Annotated in this window: 16 protein-coding genes and 2 pseudogenes; 6 read left to right on the forward strand and 12 right to left on the reverse strand. The window is 57.2% G+C overall.

Annotation, left to right across the window (positions count from 1 at the left end; translation table 11 throughout):
- Together ACOTZP_RS01850 and sad are read right to left on the reverse strand one after the other, a co-directional pair.
- Positions 1-1,590 carry a methyl-accepting chemotaxis protein gene (locus tag ACOTZP_RS01850; RefSeq protein ID WP_058646632.1) on the reverse strand — a complete coding sequence of 530 codons (1,590 nt, stop codon included), beginning with the start codon at positions 1,588-1,590 and terminating at the stop codon, positions 1-3.
- A 127-nt stretch (positions 1,591-1,717) separates the two neighbouring features.
- Positions 1,718-3,100: a succinate-semialdehyde dehydrogenase gene (gene sad, locus ACOTZP_RS01855; protein ID WP_058646634.1), complete on the reverse strand. Its 1,383-nt coding sequence runs from the start codon at positions 3,098-3,100 to the stop codon at positions 1,718-1,720.
- A gap of 99 nt (positions 3,101-3,199) precedes the next feature.
- Here sad and ptrR point away from each other — a divergent pair, with 99 nt between their 5' ends.
- A complete protein-coding gene (ptrR, locus tag ACOTZP_RS01860; protein WP_022648110.1) occupies positions 3,200-4,078 on the forward strand; it encodes a putrescine utilization regulator PtrR in 879 nt (292 codons plus the stop codon).
- Here the strand turns inward: ptrR and ACOTZP_RS01865 are convergent.
- The 3 genes from ACOTZP_RS01865 to ACOTZP_RS01875 form a co-directional block, all read right to left on the reverse strand.
- Positions 4,032-4,514 (reverse strand): GNAT family N-acetyltransferase, encoded by a 483-nt coding sequence (locus tag ACOTZP_RS01865; RefSeq protein WP_271074749.1) that lies wholly within the window; start codon positions 4,512-4,514, stop codon positions 4,032-4,034. The genes ptrR and ACOTZP_RS01865 overlap by 47 nt on opposite strands.
- A 62-nt stretch (positions 4,515-4,576) precedes the next feature.
- A complete protein-coding gene (locus tag ACOTZP_RS01870) occupies positions 4,577-5,389 on the reverse strand; it encodes a PhzF family phenazine biosynthesis protein (protein ID WP_225303366.1) in 813 nt (270 codons plus the stop codon).
- 22 nt (positions 5,390-5,411) lie between these two features.
- The gene (locus tag ACOTZP_RS01875; RefSeq protein WP_022648107.1) at positions 5,412-6,200 is read right to left on the reverse strand and encodes a PhzF family phenazine biosynthesis protein; all 789 of its coding nucleotides are present in this window, start codon (positions 6,198-6,200) and stop codon (positions 5,412-5,414) included.
- Positions 6,201-6,376: 176 nt separating this feature from the next.
- Between ACOTZP_RS01875 and ACOTZP_RS01880 the strand changes: the two genes are divergently transcribed.
- A complete protein-coding gene (locus ACOTZP_RS01880; RefSeq protein WP_022648106.1) occupies positions 6,377-7,573 on the forward strand; it encodes a sugar transporter in 1,197 nt (398 codons plus the stop codon).
- Between the two features lie 93 nt (positions 7,574-7,666).
- On the opposite strand, the gene ACOTZP_RS01885 is transcribed toward ACOTZP_RS01880, so the two are convergent.
- On the reverse strand, positions 7,667-8,332 hold the full coding sequence (locus ACOTZP_RS01885) for a MarC family NAAT transporter (protein WP_022648105.1): 666 nt from the start codon (positions 8,330-8,332) through the stop codon (positions 7,667-7,669).
- Between the two features lie 256 nt (positions 8,333-8,588).
- On the opposite strand from ACOTZP_RS01885, the gene marR reads away from it, so the two are divergent.
- Genes marR through marB form a run of 3 tightly spaced genes read left to right on the forward strand, consistent with a single transcriptional unit; the run spans position 8,589 to position 9,672 of the window.
- Entirely contained in the window at positions 8,589-9,023 is a 435-nt protein-coding gene (gene marR, locus ACOTZP_RS01890) for a multiple antibiotic resistance transcriptional regulator MarR (protein WP_020884159.1), read from the forward strand.
- Positions 9,024-9,043: 20 nt separating this feature from the next.
- Positions 9,044-9,424: an MDR efflux pump AcrAB transcriptional activator MarA gene (marA, locus tag ACOTZP_RS01895; RefSeq protein WP_001303241.1), complete on the forward strand. Its 381-nt coding sequence runs from the start codon at positions 9,044-9,046 to the stop codon at positions 9,422-9,424.
- 32 nt (positions 9,425-9,456) lie between these two features.
- The gene (marB, locus tag ACOTZP_RS01900) at positions 9,457-9,672 is read left to right on the forward strand and encodes a multiple antibiotic resistance protein MarB (RefSeq protein WP_023300098.1); all 216 of its coding nucleotides are present in this window, start codon (positions 9,457-9,459) and stop codon (positions 9,670-9,672) included.
- 38 nt (positions 9,673-9,710) lie between these two features.
- On the opposite strand, the gene eamA is transcribed toward marB, so the two are convergent.
- Entirely contained in the window at positions 9,711-10,610 is a 900-nt protein-coding gene (gene eamA, locus ACOTZP_RS01905) for an O-acetylserine/cysteine exporter (RefSeq protein WP_271074750.1), read from the reverse strand.
- A 193-nt stretch (positions 10,611-10,803) separates the two neighbouring features.
- On the opposite strand from eamA, the gene ydeE reads away from it, so the two are divergent.
- On the forward strand, positions 10,804-12,021 hold the full coding sequence (gene ydeE, locus ACOTZP_RS01910; protein ID WP_271074751.1) for an efflux MFS transporter YdeE: 1,218 nt from the start codon (positions 10,804-10,806) through the stop codon (positions 12,019-12,021).
- A 46-nt stretch (positions 12,022-12,067) separates the two neighbouring features.
- Here ydeE and zinT read toward each other — a convergent pair whose 3' ends face one another.
- From zinT to urtB, 5 genes and pseudogenes are all read right to left on the reverse strand, one after another.
- Positions 12,068-12,706, reverse strand: coding sequence for a metal-binding protein ZinT (gene zinT / locus ACOTZP_RS01915; protein WP_023306187.1), 639 nt, complete (start codon positions 12,704-12,706; stop codon positions 12,068-12,070).
- 52 nt (positions 12,707-12,758) lie between these two features.
- Positions 12,759-13,457, reverse strand: coding sequence for an urea ABC transporter ATP-binding subunit UrtE (gene urtE, locus ACOTZP_RS01920; protein ID WP_023300094.1), 699 nt, complete (start codon positions 13,455-13,457; stop codon positions 12,759-12,761).
- 9 nt (positions 13,458-13,466) lie between these two features.
- Complete coding sequence (gene urtD, locus ACOTZP_RS01925) at positions 13,467-14,264, reverse strand: urea ABC transporter ATP-binding protein UrtD (protein WP_023300093.1); 798 nt, start codon at positions 14,262-14,264, stop codon at positions 13,467-13,469.
- Positions 14,264-15,338: pseudogene (gene urtC / locus ACOTZP_RS01930) on the reverse strand (urea ABC transporter permease subunit UrtC). Before urtC ends, urtD begins: the two are co-directional and overlap by 1 nt.
- A pseudogene (gene urtB / locus ACOTZP_RS01935) lies at positions 15,338-16,912 on the reverse strand (urea ABC transporter permease subunit UrtB). Before urtB ends, urtC begins: the two co-directional pseudogenes overlap by 1 nt.
- Positions 16,913-16,931 lie beyond the last annotated feature (19 nt).

Raw genomic sequence — 16,931 nt, forward strand, 5'->3', positions numbered from 1 at the left:
TCAGGCAGGGAGACGAAAACGCGAGACGGCCTGCAACAAAAGATCTGACTCCCGATGCAGGCGCTCAGAGGCATTCGACGCTTCGCTAACCAGCACATCTGTCTGACGCGATACCTGATTCAGCGCCTGAAGTTGGCGCGTCATCTGATGAATGCTTTCCCCCTGATTTAGAGTGGCCAGCGAAATATCATTCAGCAGGCTACTCAGATTGGCCACCAGCCCGGTGACCTGCTGGAGATTTTCTTCCAGACGGTTTACCACCTGAGAACCTTCTTCAATGCCCTGTAGCGAGTGGTTAATTAGCGACTGGATGGTTTGCGTAGAGTGACTGCTTTTTCTGGCCAGCAGCCCCACTTCACGGGCGACCACCGCGAACCCGCGCCCCTGTTCTCCCGCATGGGCGGCTTCAATGGCAGCGTTGAGGGCCAGAATATTGGTCTGAAACGCCACGCTGTCGATCATGGCGACGATCCCACGCATCTCTGAGGATCGGTCGACGATCGTCTGCATCGAGCCATTCACCGCTGTCATCATTTGCTCCCCGCCGACGGCAGCCTGTCGGGCTTCATCCGCGCGCGAGCGGGCGAGTTTTGCATAACCCGTGTTCCCCTCAACGTGGGTTTCGAGATCGGCGATATGCGCGGTCACCTCCTCCAGCTCTTTGGCCTGTCGCGTGGACTGCTGATAAAGCTTCTGGTTCCCCTGCGCAAGTGACCCGATATTTTCGACCATAGAGGTAGTGGCCTCGCTGACCTGAGTCACCAGTTGCTGGAGCCCGCGCTGCATGGCGGTAATACTGCCGCTGAGCTGGCTGATTTCACGGTTAAAACGCACAACGTCAGGGGGTATTCCCGACAAATCCCCTGCCGCAAGCTGGTTAATATGGACAATCAGACGGCGTAGCGGGGATATCACCCATTTCGCCATTGCAAACCAGACGGCAATGGCAATAGCCAGCAGCACCAGCGGCGCAAACAGGAACAGCCGTTGCAGGCCTGAGAGTTGTTCCATGAGCGTCTGACGCCCCTGTATCGCCTGCTTCTCACTCCGTTGCTGATAACGTGCAAAGTTGTCATTAAAATCGGTCTGAAACGCCTGGGCGGGTACGGCGAAAAAGAGGTCGATGCTGTTGGTTTTCACCAGCCCTTCCGCCTGCTCGCTAATGGCACCGAAGAACAGCTGATAGCTATTAACAAGCCCCTCGTCCTGCGTAGGATTAAGCGCGAGCCAGGCTTGCCATGCCTGCTGAGACGCCGCCAGGGATTTTTGCGCCTCGTCCATCAGGCTATGCCAGCTCCCTTCCGAACCGGTCTCTTTATCCTGCATAAAGTACACCCCGGAGCGGTTGAGCAGATCGCTCGCCGCAAGCAGCGAAATACGTGCCTGATCCAGCCTGCTCTGTTGCTGCCAGACCAGCTGATTGCGCTGTTCGTTACGCTGGGCTTGATTCAGGGAGGCAGTAAGCAGGAAGGAGGATGAAAGTTGCAGGGCGGAGAAAAGGCCGATAATACAAAAGATGCCGGTCAGCAGGCCAAACTGACGAGGAAAAAAGCGCTGCGCAAGACGACGAAAAATTTGCGTTAGGTTCATAATTTTCTTCTGTAACAATACGTTAGACGCGAGCGAGTCTACGAAACGAAAATGACAGAACCATTGCAAAATAATGACAGGAAACGTGAATTGCCGGGTAGCGGCCTTGCCCTACCCGGCATCAACATTACACGCGATCCTTCCAGACCGTCTGAACGTTACAGAACTCATGCAGACCGAAATGTGAAAGCTCTCGCCCGAAGCCGCTCTTCTTCACTCCGCCAAACGCAACGCGCGCATCGCTTGCGCTGTAGCCATTGATAAAGACTCCGCCACACTCCAGCTCGCGAGAGAAGGTTTCAGCCAGCGCATCGTTCGCGGTAAAGACCGTCGCTGATAAGCCAAAGTCGCTGTCGTTAGCCAGCTGCAACGCGTGCGACGCATCATTGGCGACGGTAATCGCGGCCACCGGGCCAAACAGCTCCTGACGGAAGGCCGTCATCTGTGGGGTGACGTCGCCGAGTACGGTTGGCGCATAAAAGTTACCGGTCCCGGCAAGCTTCTCGCCGCCGAGCAGCAGGGTCGCCCCTTCCGCCAGCGTAGCCTGTACCTGCTGATGCAGTTCATCGCGAAGATCAAATCGCGCCATCGGGCCAATATAGTTATCTTCCTCATCCGGTGCGCCCATTTTCAGCGCCTTGACCGCGTCAACAAAGCGTTGGGTAAAGGTGTCCGCCACGCCCGCTTCCACAATAAAGCGTTTCGCCGCCGCGCAAACTTGTCCGGTATTCTGATAACGTCCGGCCACGGCCGCGTTGACAGCCAGATCCAGATCGGCATCATTCAGAATGATAAACGGATCGGAGCCGCCCAGCTCCAGCACGCATTTCTTCAGCGCCGCGCCCGCCTGCGAGCCAATTGCCGCACCAGCCCGAACGCTGCCGGTTACAGTCACCGCCGCGATACGCCGATCGTTAATCGCCTGGCTGACGCCGTCATTTGTCGCGTTCACCCAGCCAAAGATCCCCTCCGGGAAACCGGCATCCGCGAACACCTTCCCGATCAGCTCCGCCGAGCCGAGCACATTTGGCGCATGTTTAAGCAGATAGCTGTTCCCTGCCAGCAGGATCGGCACCGCACCGCGCAGCACCTGCCAGAGCGGGAAGTTCCACGGCATCACCGCCAGAATAGGCCCCAGCGGACGGTACTCAATCACCGCATTGTCGACCTGGGTAGATTCCGGGCGCAGCATTGCCGGGCCGTATTCAGCGTACCAGTCGCAAAGGCTGGCGGACTTAGCCACCTCCGCACGCGCCTGCCCAATGGGCTTGCCCATCTCCCGGGAGATAGTCTGCGCCATCTCTTCCGCACGGCTACGCAGCGCCGCACCCAGATCGCGAAGTTTTTGCGCCCGGTGCGCTACGCTTTCGCGTCGCCACTGACGAAAACCGGTATCCGCCTGCGCAATGGCACGTTCAACGTCACCGGACGTTGCCCACGGGTAAGCAGCCAGCGTTTCGCCGGTAGCCGGGTTGACAGAGTGGGCATGGGTAGCAGATGAATACGTCATGAAGTTCTCCATGTAATAACAGTTGATTGATTGTGGCCCACTCTGCTATTTCTTAAAAATGAATAATACTCACCACCTTGTTCACGAATCGAGAACGGTATGGACTTAACACAGCTTGAGATGTTTAACGCCGTCGCACTGACCGGCAGCATTACCCAGGCGGCGCAGAAGGTACACCGGGTGCCGTCAAACCTCACCACCCGCATCCGACAGCTTGAAGCGGATCTCGGTGTGGAGCTGTTTATTCGCGAGAATCAGCGCCTGCGGCTTTCCCCCGCCGGGCACAATTTTTTGCGCTACAGCAAGCAGATCCTGGCGCTGGTTGACGAAGCACGAATGGTCGTCGCCGGGGATGAACCGCAGGGATTATTCTCGCTCGGCGCGCTGGAAAGTACCGCCGCCGTACGCATTCCGGAAAGTCTGGCGCGGTTTAATCAGCGCTATCCGCGCATTCAGTTTGCGTTATCCACCGGGCCTTCCGGTACGATGATTGACGGTGTGCTTGAGGGGACGCTCAGCGCCGCCTTTGTCGACGGGCCGCTCTCACACCCCGAACTGGAAGGAATGCCGGTTTACCGGGAAGAGATGATGCTGGTCACCCCTGCGGGTCACGCGGAAGTGTCAAAAGCCACGCAGGTGAGCGGTAGCGAGGTTTATGCCTTTCGCGCCAACTGTTCCTACCGGCGTCATCTGGAGAGCTGGTTTCATGCTGACCGCGTAACGCCGGGAAGGATCCACGAGATGGAGTCCTACCACGGGATGCTCGCCTGCGTGATTGCCGGGGCAGGCATTGCGCTGATGCCCCGCTCCATGCTGGAGAGCATGCCGGGGCATCATCAGGTGGCGGCGTGGCCGCTGGCGGAAAACTGGCGCTGGCTCACCACCTGGCTGGTGTGGCGACGCGGTGCGATGACCCGCCAGCTTGAGGCGTTTATAGGGTTGCTAAACGAACGTCAGCCACCAGTGTCTTCTCCATAAACAGGCTCAGCGGATCCTCGTTGTAGGGGGCAAACGCGGGGCGCCGTTCGTATCCACACTGTTGATACAGACGAATAGCGGCGTGTTGTTTGATCCCCGTCTCCAGCCGGACGGTGTGGCAGCAGCGGCTGAGGGCTTCATCTTCCAGCGCCGCCAGTAATTTATCACCCAGCCGTTGCCCGCGATGGGTTGGATCAATATAGACCCGTTTCATTTCCCCGGTCCCGTCCCCGTTCAAAACAACAGCGCCACACCCGACAGCGTTAAGCTGAGTGTCACGAATAATCATCAGGATCAGCGAGTCGTCCGGCAGTTCGGTTAAATCCAGCAGATGATTACTTTCCGCGGGATAGAGAACGCTTTGATAACGGTCCAGCGCCGTAATCAGGGCGAGAATATCTGGATGATGGGCGGATTCAGCGGTAATAGAATACATGGCAGGCTCCTTGTCGTTTTCGTTCAACATACCGCCCGCCCTGTATACCGGCGTCATAGTTTTTAATGATGACCGTAATCCTGGAGACGAAGGAAAATTTTCCCCTTCATATACAGCGTGGCCTGCCCGCCAATCAGCACGCGGTCGCCTTTCAGCTCGCAGCGCAGATCCCCGCCGCGCAAGGAGACCTGGCGGGCCGACATCTGCGTTTTTCCAAGCTTTTCGCTCCAGTACGGGATCAGCATGCTGTGCGCTGATCCCGTCACCGGATCCTCCGGTACCCCTTCCCCCGGGCAGAAGAAGCGGCTGACGAAATCATACTCATCCCCCGGCGCCGTAACGCAGACCATTTTCCCCAGCGGGAGCATGGCTGTGATATCCGGCGTCAGCGCCTCCACCTGCCGCTGGCTGTCGAGCACCACCATGTAATCGCGCCCTGCACGCACCTCTTTTGCCGCGTTAATGCCCAGCGCGCTGAACAGCACTGCGGGTGGAGTATCGACAACCTCGGTTGACCACGCCGGGAAATTCAGCGTCAGCCAGTCGCCGCTGCGTTGTACCGTCAGTTCGCCGACAAAGCGCGTGGTGAAGGTGATTTCCGTATGCGGATAATCCAGGTATTCGAAAATAACGTGAGAAGCCGCGAGGGTTGCGTGGCCGCAGAGGTTAATTTCATCCTGCGTGGTAAACCAGCGCAGTTCAAACCCGTTATCCGTTCGGACAAAGAACGCCGTCTCTGACTGATTATGCTGCTTCGCCATCTTCAGCAACGTCTCATCCGGCAGCCACGCTTCCAGCGGACACACCGCCGCCGCATTGCCGCCGAACACCCTGTCGCTGAAGGCATCCACCAGATAAAAATCAATTTCCTGCATCGTTGGTTCCTCTTAGATTTATTCAGCGCAGAAATACTGTGCCCTTCAGATACAGCGCCGCCTGCCCGCCCATCCGCACGCGGTCGCCTTTCAGTTCGCAGCGTACGTCGCCACCACGGGCAGAAACCTGACGGGCAAACATCTGTGTTTTGCCAAGCTGTTCACTCCAGTAAGGGATCAGCATGGTGTGCGCGGAGCCGGTGACAGGATCTTCCGGCACGGCCACGCCCGGCGAGAAGAAACGACTGACAAAGTCGTATTCCCCTTCGTCCCGGGCGGTGACGGCCACTTTATGCTCCCCCGGCGTCATGGCGGAGAAATCCGGATTAATGGCTTCCACCTGCTCGCGGCTCTCCAGTACCAGCACCCAGGCGCGGCCTTTTCGCGCCTCGACGTAGTGGCTGATACCGAGTGCGGTGAGCATCTCCGGTGGCGGCGTCTGTGCCTGCGTCGGGCAGGCCGGGAAGTCCAGCGTCATCCAGTCACCTTCACGGCTGACGGTCAGGCGACCAGAAGCGGTGTCAAAATGAAGGCGTGAGTCCGGATAATCCAGTTCGTTAAACAGAACATACGCCGCGGCAAGCGTCGCGTGACCACACAGATTAACCTCGGTGAGCGTGGTGAACCAGCGCAGCTCAATCCCCCCTTTGGTGCACACAAAAAACGCGGTTTCCGACTGGTTATGTTGTTGTGCCATCCGCAGTAACGTCTCATCCGGCAGCCACGCGTCGAGCGGGCACACCGCCGCCGGGTTGCCGCCAAAGGAGGACTCGCTGAACGCATCTACCAGATAAAAATCAATCTCCTGCATCGTGTTACCGCCTGTTTTTGTTGTGTTGTTCTTTATCTTCAATGAAAACAACCGCGTTCGCTACCGCTGCATGAAGGTAAATTTTGTGATTCACATCACATAACGGTTGAGTTTTCGCCGTTTAAGGCTTTAAGATCGTCTCCTCATCTTTCAGGCAACGAATCCCAGATATCCCTATGACAACACACACGGTTTCCCGCAGGGTCGCGTGGCTACGCGTGGTCACGCTCGCCATCGCAGCGTTTATTTTCAACACCACGGAATTTGTTCCGGTTGGGCTGCTGTCCGACATTGCAGCCAGCTTCCATATGGAAACGGCGCAGGTTGGCATTATGCTGACCATCTATGCATGGGTGGTAGCGCTGATGTCGCTGCCGTTTATGCTGCTGACCAGCCAGATGGAACGTCGTAAGCTGCTGATTGGGCTGTTTGTGGTGTTCATAGCCAGCCATGTGCTGTCATTTATGGCATGGAACTTTACGGTGCTGGTGATCAGCCGCGTCGGCATCGCGTTTGCCCATGCCGTTTTCTGGTCGATTACCGCATCGCTCGCCATTCGTCTCGCCCCGGCGGGGAAACGCGCCCAGGCGTTGAGCCTTATTGCCACCGGAACGGCGCTGGCGATGGTGTTAGGCCTGCCGATCGGGCGCATTGTGGGTCAATACTTCGGCTGGCGCACCACCTTCTTTGCCATCGGCATGGGGGCGCTGATCACCCTGGTGTGTCTGATCAAACTGCTGCCAAAACTGCCCAGCGAACACTCCGGCTCGCTGAAAAGTCTGCCGCTGCTGATGCGTCGACCGGCGCTGATGAGCATCTATCTGCTGACCGTGATTGTGGTGACCGCCCATTACACGGCCTACAGCTATATTGAGCCGTTTGTTCAGGTTGTGGCGGGCTTTAGCGCTAACTTCGCCACCGTTCTGCTGCTGATCCTGGGCGGCGCGGGTATTATCGGCAGTATCCTGTTCGGGAAGCTGGGCAATAAGCACGCGTCTGCGCTTGTAAGCAGTGCGATTGGCCTGCTGCTGGCGTGCCTGCTGTTACTGATGCCTGCGGCAGGCAGCGAGAGTCATCTGGCGATCCTCAGTCTGTTCTGGGGCGTGGCGATCATGATTATTGGTCTGGGAATGCAGGTCAAAGTGCTGGCCCTGGCCCCGGACGCCACGGACGTGGCAATGTCGCTGTTCTCGGGAATTTTTAATCTGGGAATTGGGGCCGGTGCGCTGGTGGGAAATCAGATCAGCCTGCATGTATCGATGTCGGCCATTGGCTATCTCGGGGCGATTCCCGCGCTGATTGCGCTGATCTGGTCGGTGCTTATCTTCCGTAAATGGCCGGTCGCGATGGAAGAACAGACCAGCCACGGTTGACGTTAGTCGTGCCGGGTGGCGGCTTCGGCCTACCCGGCCCAGGTTATTACGGACTTGTAGGCCGGGTAAGCGCAGCGCCACCCGGCAATGTCCTCAGTGATACGTCTTAATGATCTCCAGCACGCCGTTAATAATAAACTGCACGCCCATACAGACCAGCAGGAAGCCCATCAGACGGGAGATAGCTTCAATCCCCCCCTTGCCCACCCAGCGCATAATCGCCCCGGAGCTGCGCAATGACCCCCAGACGATAATGGCGATAAGCGCAAAAATGATCGGCGGCGCAACGGTAATAACCCAGTGCGGAAAAGTAACACCATCACGCACCGTTGAGGCGGAACTGATGATCATCGCAATCGTTCCCGGCCCCGCCGTGCTCGGCATGGCTAACGGCACAAACGCGATATTGGCGCTCGGTTCGCTTTCAAGCTCCTCCGATTTGCTTTTGGCTTCCGGCGATTCATGCGCTTTATGCGCCGGGAACAGCATCCGGAAACCAATAAACGCCACAATCAGCCCACCGGCGATACGCAGACCGGGAATCGAAATACCAAAAGTATTCATCACCAGTTGTCCGGCGTAATAAGCCACCATCATAATCGCGAAGACGTAGACGGAGGCCATCCTCGACTGCTGGTTGCGCTCCGCGCTGTTCATGTTACCCGCCAGCCCCAGAAAGAGCGCCACGGTCGTTAACGGGTTCGCCAGCGGAAGCAACACCACCAGCCCAAGCCCCACTGCTTTAATCAAATCCAACATAATGCACCGCAGTCCTTATCCTTATTCATTACCGCAATTATAGGGGGAAAGTCTCGTCCTGAGCTATCCGCGCAACGTAACCATAATTGTCCCGCGAAACTAATAACCCCAGATTATCTATATGATTTAAAAGCGTACAGAAAAAGTTCCTGAAGCGTTTTAGCATTTCGTGGCATCGGCTGATCCATTCAGTTGACTTATACTTGCCTGAGCAATAATATCTGCCGTGACTAAACTACTTGCCAGGGCAACCATTGTGAAAAGCACCAGTGATCTCTTTAACGACATAATCCCACTGGGTCGTCTTATTCATATGGTTAACCAGAAAAAAGATCGCCTGCTCAATGACTACCTGTCACCGCTGGATATCACCGCAACACAGTTCAAAGTGCTGTGTTCCATTCGCTGCGAAGTGTGTATCACGCCGGTTGAGCTGAAAAAGGTGCTCTCTGTCGATCTGGGTGCGTTAACCCGCATGCTGGATCGTCTCGTCTGCAAAGGATGGATAGAACGAAGCCCTAACCCGAATGACAAACGTGGCGTACTGGTGAAACTGACCAGCGATGGCGCGGCCATGTGTGAGCAATGTCATCAATTAGTAGGACAAACACTGCACCAGGAACTGACAAAAAACTTAACGGCAGATGAAGTGGCAACGCTTGAGCTTTTACTCAAGAAAATCCTGCCGTAAACAGAAAAAGAGGTATGACGATGTCCAGACGCAATACTGACGCTATCACCATTCATAGCATTTTGGACTGGATCGAAGATAACCTGGAATCTCCACTCTCCCTTGAGAAAGTGTCTGAGCGTTCAGGTTACTCAAAATGGCACCTGCAACGGATGTTTAAAAAAGAGACCGGCCATTCATTAGGACAATATATTCGCAGCCGCAAGCTGACGGAGATTGCCCAAAAACTGAAAGAAAGCAATGAGCCGATCCTCTATCTGGCGGAACGCTACGGATTTGAATCGCAACAAACCCTGACGCGTACGTTCAAGAACTACTTTGACGTGCCGCCTCATAAGTACCGTATTACCAGTATGCCGGGTGAATCCCGTTATCTGTATCCGCTAAAACATTGCAGTTAATCATCGCCTGTTAAGACGTAACCGAGGAAATCATGAAATTTATCGTCTCCGCCGCCCTCACCTTGCTGGTGCTGGTTTCCGGCCAGAGCTTCGCGGAGCAAACCCCCAGTGCGGGGCAGCAAAATAATCGTGACACCATGATTATGCCGTCCACGCAAAACCAGTCGCCCTGGGACTTCAATCACATGGGCGCTGGCAGCGACAAATCCGACGAATTAGGCGTGCCGTATTATAATCACGACCTGTAATTCGTTTTTGCCCCGCTAATGCGGGGCTTTTTTCTGCCTTAACTCCGCACCCGCGTCGCCCGACGCACCCGCAAGCCAAAGACGTTGATATACAGCCCGGCCATAATCAGCCCTGCGCCACACAGTTGCAGCGCGCTGAGCGTTTCATCCAGCAACAGGGCGGCGCTGGCAAGCCCGACCACCGGAACCAGCAGCGATAACGGCGCCACGCGCCAGGTTTCATAGCGTCCGAGCAGCGATCCCCAGATGCCGTAGCCAATGGTTGAGGCGACTAATGCCAGGTAGATCAGCGACAAAATGGTCGTCAGGTCGATCTCCACCAGGCTTTTCAGCATCACCTGCGGTCCATCCAGAATAAACGACGCGGCCATAAACGGCACAATGGGGATCAACGCGCTCCAGACCACCAGCGACATGATCCCAGGACGCGACTCATGCTGCATTATCAGCTTGTTAAAGATGTTGCCGCACGCCCAGCTCAGCCCTGCCGCCAGGGTGAGCATAAAGCCCAGCAGCGCGACATGCTGACCGTTGAGGCTGCCTTCTATCAGCACCAGCACGCCAAAGACCGCAAGGCTAATACCCGCCAGCTGTTTGCCCTGCAAACGTTCGCCAAAGACAAACGCGCCGAGAATAATGGTAAAGAAAGCCTGCACCTGAAGCACCAGCGAAGCCAGACCCGCAGGCATACCGAATTTGATGGCGCAAAAAAGAAACGCAAACTGACCAAAGCTGATGGTGAGGCCGTAGCCCAGCAGAAGCTTCAGGGGAATCTTTGGGCGGGCAACGAACAGCAGCGCCGGGAAGGCCACCAGCAGGAAGCGCAGACCCGCCAGCATGAGTGGAGGCATGTTATGCAACCCCATTTTGATGACCACAAAATTGAGTCCCCACACCACGACAACCAGTAACGCTAACAGCCCGTCTTTCCGCGTCATTTTCCGCCCCTGAATTATTAAATTTTTGTAAACACTTCAAGGTAACAGAAAAAATACCCCCGCGAGAAGATCATTAATTCTGGTACTGAGGAGAAGCACTTGCGGATAAATTGGGTGCTATACAAGCTGCCGATCCCATGATAATCCTGTAATAACACAACAAAAAAAGCATAAGCATTTGTCGGGCAGGAAAATGAAACCATCAATCAGGCGCTCAACCGCAGCGCTGCTGGCATCGTCATTGTTATTAACAATTGGCCGCGGGGCAACGCTGCCCTTTATGACCATATATCTCACACGCGTGTACGATATGAGCGTGGAGAATATTGGCTATGCCCTTACCGTGGCGTTGACCATTGGCGTGGTGTTTAGCCTGGGGTTTGGCATCCTGGCGGACAAGTTCGACAAAAAACGCTATATGCTGGTCGCCATCGTGGCCTTTATCGCCGGGTTTGTGGCCATTCCGCTGGTGAATAACGTGACGCTGGTGGTGTTGTTCTTTGCCCTGATTAACTGCGCCTATTCCGTCTTCTCAACGGTGCTGAAAGCGTGGTTTGCCGACGTGCTGACCTCCAGCGAAAAGGCGCGCGTTTTCTCACTCAACTACAGTTTCCTGAACATCGGCTGGACGATTGGGCCGCCGGTTGGCACTCTACTGGTGATGTACAGCCTGCAACTGCCGTTCTGGCTGGCGGCCTTCTGCGCCGCACTGCCGCTCGGGTTTATCCATTTCTTTGTGCAGAAAAGCGTAGCGTCTGACAGCGTGGAGGAAAAAGCGCCGTGGCAGCCCTCGGTGCTGCTGAAGGACCGGGCGCTGTTCTGGTACACGCTCTCCGGCCTGCTGGCGTCCTACGTGGGCGGATCGTTCGCCAGCTGCATTTCCCAGTACGTCCTCGCCGCGTATGCGGACAGCGATTTCGCAGAAAAGGTGGTGGCCGTTGTGTTGCCCGTCAACGCGGTGGTGGTGGTCTCCCTGCAATACGCGCTTGGCCGCAAGATCTCCGCCAGCAACATCCGCCCGCTAATGACAGCCGCAACGCTCTTTTTCATCCTCGGGCTGGGCGGGTTTATGATCTCCGGCGAGAACCTGCTTTACTGGGGGATTGCGGCGGCGATTTTCACCCTGGGTGAAATTATTTATGCCCCGGGTGAATACATGCTGATCGACAATATCGCCCCGCCGGGCATGAAGGCGAGCTACTTCTCCGCCCAGGCGCTGGGCTGGCTGGGCGCGGCGGCGAACCCGATGATCACCGGGCTCATCCTGACCCATCTGCCGCACTGGTCGTTATTTATTATTATGATGGCCGCCATCATTGCGGCGTGGCTGATGGTTTTGCGCGGGATGCGCGTGAAAAGTGAAGATAGCGTGTCGGGTGGCGCTGCGCTTACCCGACCTACGAAACCCTAATCCCACGCCGGGTAAGGCTAAGCCCCCACCCGGCAAATCCAACAGCCTAGTGGTGCAACATCTCCTCCACCACCTGCTCTTTGTACATCTCGTTCGGGTAGTAGGTCGGCCAGTTATCCATCTCTTTCAGCAGCGCCTCGTGGGAGGTGTTGCCCATAAAGATATGGAAGTGTGAAGAGGCTTTCGGCCCGATGGTATGATCGCTGAACTGCACAAACTTAGGCGCCTGGCTTGCCTTATCCTTACATTCAAACAGGTAGCGCACGCCTTTTTTCCCCGACGCATAGGTCAGAATTTTATAGCCGCTGTAGTCGTAGCGGCAGCTGCTCACCGTTTTGCCTCTGTGGAATTCCATCACGTTGTTTTCAATGCCGATGGCGTCCACGTCCGTCGCGTAGCCCTTACGGTAGTAGGCTTTCACCTCGGCAGCGGATTTTTCCCCCTTCTGCGCTTTCTTTTCGAAAACCGGATCCAGCGAACCATCAAGCAGGAACGGGTAAACAGACTGCCAGGTCCCGTCCCAGTCAGACAGCGTCCTGTCCCTGACGTCTTTATCCTCAAAGACGCCGTTTGCCGCCTTCTGTTCCGCCTCCGTCATCTGATGACCGTGCGAATGGGCAAAAAGCGAGCCGCTTACCAGCAGCGTTCCCAGAGTCAGCGCAATTTTTCCAAGTTGTGCAGCCACAGCAAAACCCTCATTCCGTGTTATAAGAATAATGATGTTATAGTATAACATTTCAGATCGCAACCAGTCCGCGAACCCCCTCCTGCTCCATGTTCTCACCGCGCCCCTGCTGGACGATGCTGCCGCGCGACATCACCAGATAGCTGTCGGCCAGCTCCGCCGCAAAATCATAAAACTGCTCCACCAGCAGGATCGCCATATCCCCCCGGTTCGCCAGGCTGCGGATCACCTGCCCAATCTCTTTAATCACCGACGGCTGTATACCTTCCGTGGGTTCATCCAGGATCAGTAACCGTGGACGGCTCGCCAGCGCGCGACCAATCGCCAGCTGCTGCTGCTGACCACCGGAAAGATCGCCTCCGCGACGGTGTTTCATCTCCTTCAGCACCGGGAAAAGCTGCCAAATCTCCTCCGGCACGCTCCTTGCGTTTCCCGCGGAGAAGCGCGACAGTCCCATCAGCAGGTTTTCTTCTACGGTCAGACGCGGAAAAATCTCCCGCCCCTGCGGAACATACGCCACGCCGGACTGCACCCGCTGGTGCGGTTTACTGTGAGTGATGGTCTTTCCCTGCCAGACCACCTCCCCGGCTTTCACCGGGATCAGCCCCATCAGGCACCTCAGCAGTGTGGTTTTCCCCACCCCGTTGCGCCCCAGCAGGCAGGTAACTTCCCCGACCACCGCCTCAAAGCTCACCCCGCGCAGAATATGACTTCCGCCGTAGTACTGATTCAGCTCGTTAACCTGTAACATTACCTCTCCTTAGCGTCCCAGATAGACGTCGATCACCTGCTCATTGGCCTGTACCTCGCGAAGCGAGCCTTCTGCCAGTACGCGCCCCTGATGCAGCACCGTGACGTGGTCGGCGATGGTCTCGACGAAGCCCATATCGTGCTCAACCACCATCAGCGAATGCTTGCCTGCCAGAGTTCGGAACAGCTCGGCTGTGTATTCCGTCTCTGCGTCGGTCATACCGGCGGCGGGTTCGTCCAGCAGCAACAGATGCGGATCCTGCACCAGCAGCATGCCGATCTCCAGAAACTGCTTCTGACCGTGGGAAAGCAGCCCGGCGCGGCGATCGCGCTCGCTGCCAAGCCGTAGCAAAACCAACATCTCGTCAATGCGGTCGCGCTGCTCGCCGCTTAGCGTAGCCCGCAGGCTCGCCCAGACGGACCTGTCGGCTTTCATGGCGATTTCGAGGTTTTCCCCTACGGTCAGCGCTTCAAACACGGTCGGCTTCTGGAACTTACGGCCAATGCCCTGACGGGCAATGGCCGCCGGTTCAAGGGCTGTCAGATCGATGGACTGATCGTAAATAGCCTTCCCGCTTTTTGGCCGGGTTTTGCCGGTGATCACGTCCATCAGCGTAGTTTTACCGGCGCCGTTAGGGCCAATGATGCAGCGCAATTCTCCAATGCCGATATTAAGTGAGAGATCGGTCAACGCCTGAAAACCATCGAAACTGACGTTAATGGCCTCGAGCTGTAACACCGGATCGGTCTGCTCACGGTAACGATCGCCCGGTAGCTGGCGGGTAAAGAGTCCTTCAGAGGGCTGCATTAATTCTCTCCCTTACGAAACAGACCGAACACGCCGCGCGGTAAAAAGAGCGTCACGGCGATGAAAATCAGCCCAAGAAACAGTTGCCAGTACTCCGGCATCGCCACGGTGAAAAAGCTCTTCGCACCATTGACCAGCGCCGCACCAATCACCGGGCCTACCAGGGTGCCGCGCCCGCCCAGCGCCACCCAGATGGCCGCTTCAATCGAGTTGGTCGGCGACATTTCACCCGGGTTGATAATACCCACCTGCGGAACGTACAGCGCCCCCGCCAGACCACACAGTACGGCGGAAAGCGTCCAGACCAGCAGCTTGAAGCCGCGCGGATCGTAGCCGCAGAACGTCAGACGGTTTTCCGCATCGCGCACCGCCGTTAAAATGCGACCAAATTTACTCTTCGCCAGCGCGTAGCCTGTGCCCAGGGCCAGAAGCAGCAGCATGACCGTTGCGAGAAACAGCGCGATCCGCGTGGTGGTCGCCGTAACGGAAAACCCGAGCAGCGTGGTGAAGCCGGTAAAGCCGTTATTGCCACCAAAACCGGTTTCGTTGCGAAAGAACAGCAGCATGCCCGCATAGGTCAGCGCCTGGGTCATGATGGAAAAATAGACCCCTTTGATCTTCGAGCGGAAAGCAAACCAGCCGAAGACCAGCGCCAGCAGGCCGGGGATCGTCACGATTAACACCAGCGCCCAGGCAAAATGCTGCGTTCCCCACCAGAACCAGGGCAGTTCGCTCCACGAGAGAAACGACATAAACGCGGGCAGCCCGTCCCCGGCCGCCTGGCGCATCAGGTACATGGCCCATCGCATAGCCGCCCAGGGCGAAGAATATGCCGTGCCCCAGCGAGAGCATACCGGCATAGCCCCAGACCAGATCGAGGGCCACGGCGACAACCGCGTAGCAGAGGATCTTGCCGATAAGCGTCAACATCCACGTCGAAACGGCCAGCGGATGGGTTGCGGGTAACAGCGCGAGAAAAGGCAGCACCAGCAGCGCCGCAACCAGCAGACTGCCGAAGATTTGCGCGGTGCGCGGTGCCCTGCGCGCCAGTGTTAAGGTCAATGGCTGGCTCATCAGTCTGTCACCCTCCCTTTAAGTGCGAATAACCCCTGCGGACGTTTCTGGATAAACAGAATGATCGCCACCAGAATCAGGATCTTGCCCAGCACGGCGCCCATCTGCGGTTCAAGAATTTTATTGAAGATCCCCAGACCAAAGGCCGCCGCGACGCTACCGGCCAGCTGGCCGACGCCGCCGAGCACCACCACCAGGAACGAATCGATGATGTATCCCTGGCCCAGCTCCGGCCCCACGTTCCCCAGCTGGGACAACGCCACGCCGCCCAACCCGGCAATGCCGGACCCGAGGCCAAACGCCAGCATATCTACCCGTCCGGTGGGAACGCCGCAGCAGGCCGCCATGCTGCGGTTTTGCGTCACCGCCCGCACGTTGAGACCCAGACGCGTTTTGTTCAGAATGAGCCAGGTGAAGAACAGCACCAGCAGTACAAAGCCGAGCACCACAATACGGTTCCAGGGCAGCGTCAGGTTGGCGAAAACCTGCACCCCGCCGGACAGCCAGGCCGGGTTAGCGACCTCAAGGTTCTGAGCGCCAAAGGTCATGCGGACCAGCTGGATAAGCATCAGGCTGATCCCCCAGGTGGCGAGCAGGGTTTCCAGCGGGCGGCCATAAAGATGGCGTATCACCGTGCGCTCCAGCACCATTCCGATGCCTGCGGTCAGGCAAAACGCCACCGGCAGCGCCACCACCGGATAGAGCGCCAGCCACTGAGGCATCCACTGCGCCATTACCTGCTGCACCATCCAGGTGGCATACGCCCCGAGCATCAGCATTTCACCGTGAGCCATGTTAATCACCCCCAGCAGACCATAGGTGATAGCCAGCCCGAGCGCGGCCAGCAAGAGTACCGACCCCAACGACAGGCCCATGAAGGCCTGCCCCAGCAGTTCGCCCCACATCAGCCGGTGCTGAATACGCTCCAGGCTCTCAGCGGCGGCGGCACGTACCCGTGCGTCCGGCTCGGTTTGCGTCCGGGTGAACGGCGTCAGCGTGGCCTGCACGTCCGGATCGTCAGACTGTCCCAACAGCTCAACAGCCTTGAGCCGTACTTCAGCCTGTGGGCTCGTCAGCTGGAGGTTTGCCAGCGCCAGCATCAGCGACTGTCGGGCGACGTCGTCCGTTTCGCTACTGGCCCGCTGTTGCAGAAAGCCGAGCATATCCGGCCGGGCGTCACGCTGAAGTTGCCGCGCGGCATGACGCCTTTCGGTGACACTGTCACTGACAAGCTGATGCGTCGCCAGCGCCGTGACGGTTAACACGCGCAGTCGGTTGGTCAGCCGCACGGCTTTGGTCGATCCTTCGACGCTTTTTGCCGCGCCCAGGGCAACCATTTAGCCGTCGATGCGGGTAAATGCCTTCTTCTGGCTGTCGGTATAAAGGTTCTCCTGTTGCAGCGCCTTAAGCAGCGGCAAACGTGCAGGTTCCGGCGTGGCTGCCCAGCGGGTCAGCATGGCGGTTTGCTGGCTGCGGCTAGCGGCAACGAAATCATCGGCATCCGATGCCTGCGCCATCCCTGGCAGCAGTCCGGTAAGCCACACAATCGCAATCATCATGCGTATGGCGTTCATGACGTCTCTCCCTGGTGGT

This window comes from Enterobacter cloacae complex sp. SYL001, assembly GCF_049237025.1.
Lineage (GTDB): Bacteria > Pseudomonadota > Gammaproteobacteria > Enterobacterales > Enterobacteriaceae > Enterobacter > Enterobacter intestinihominis.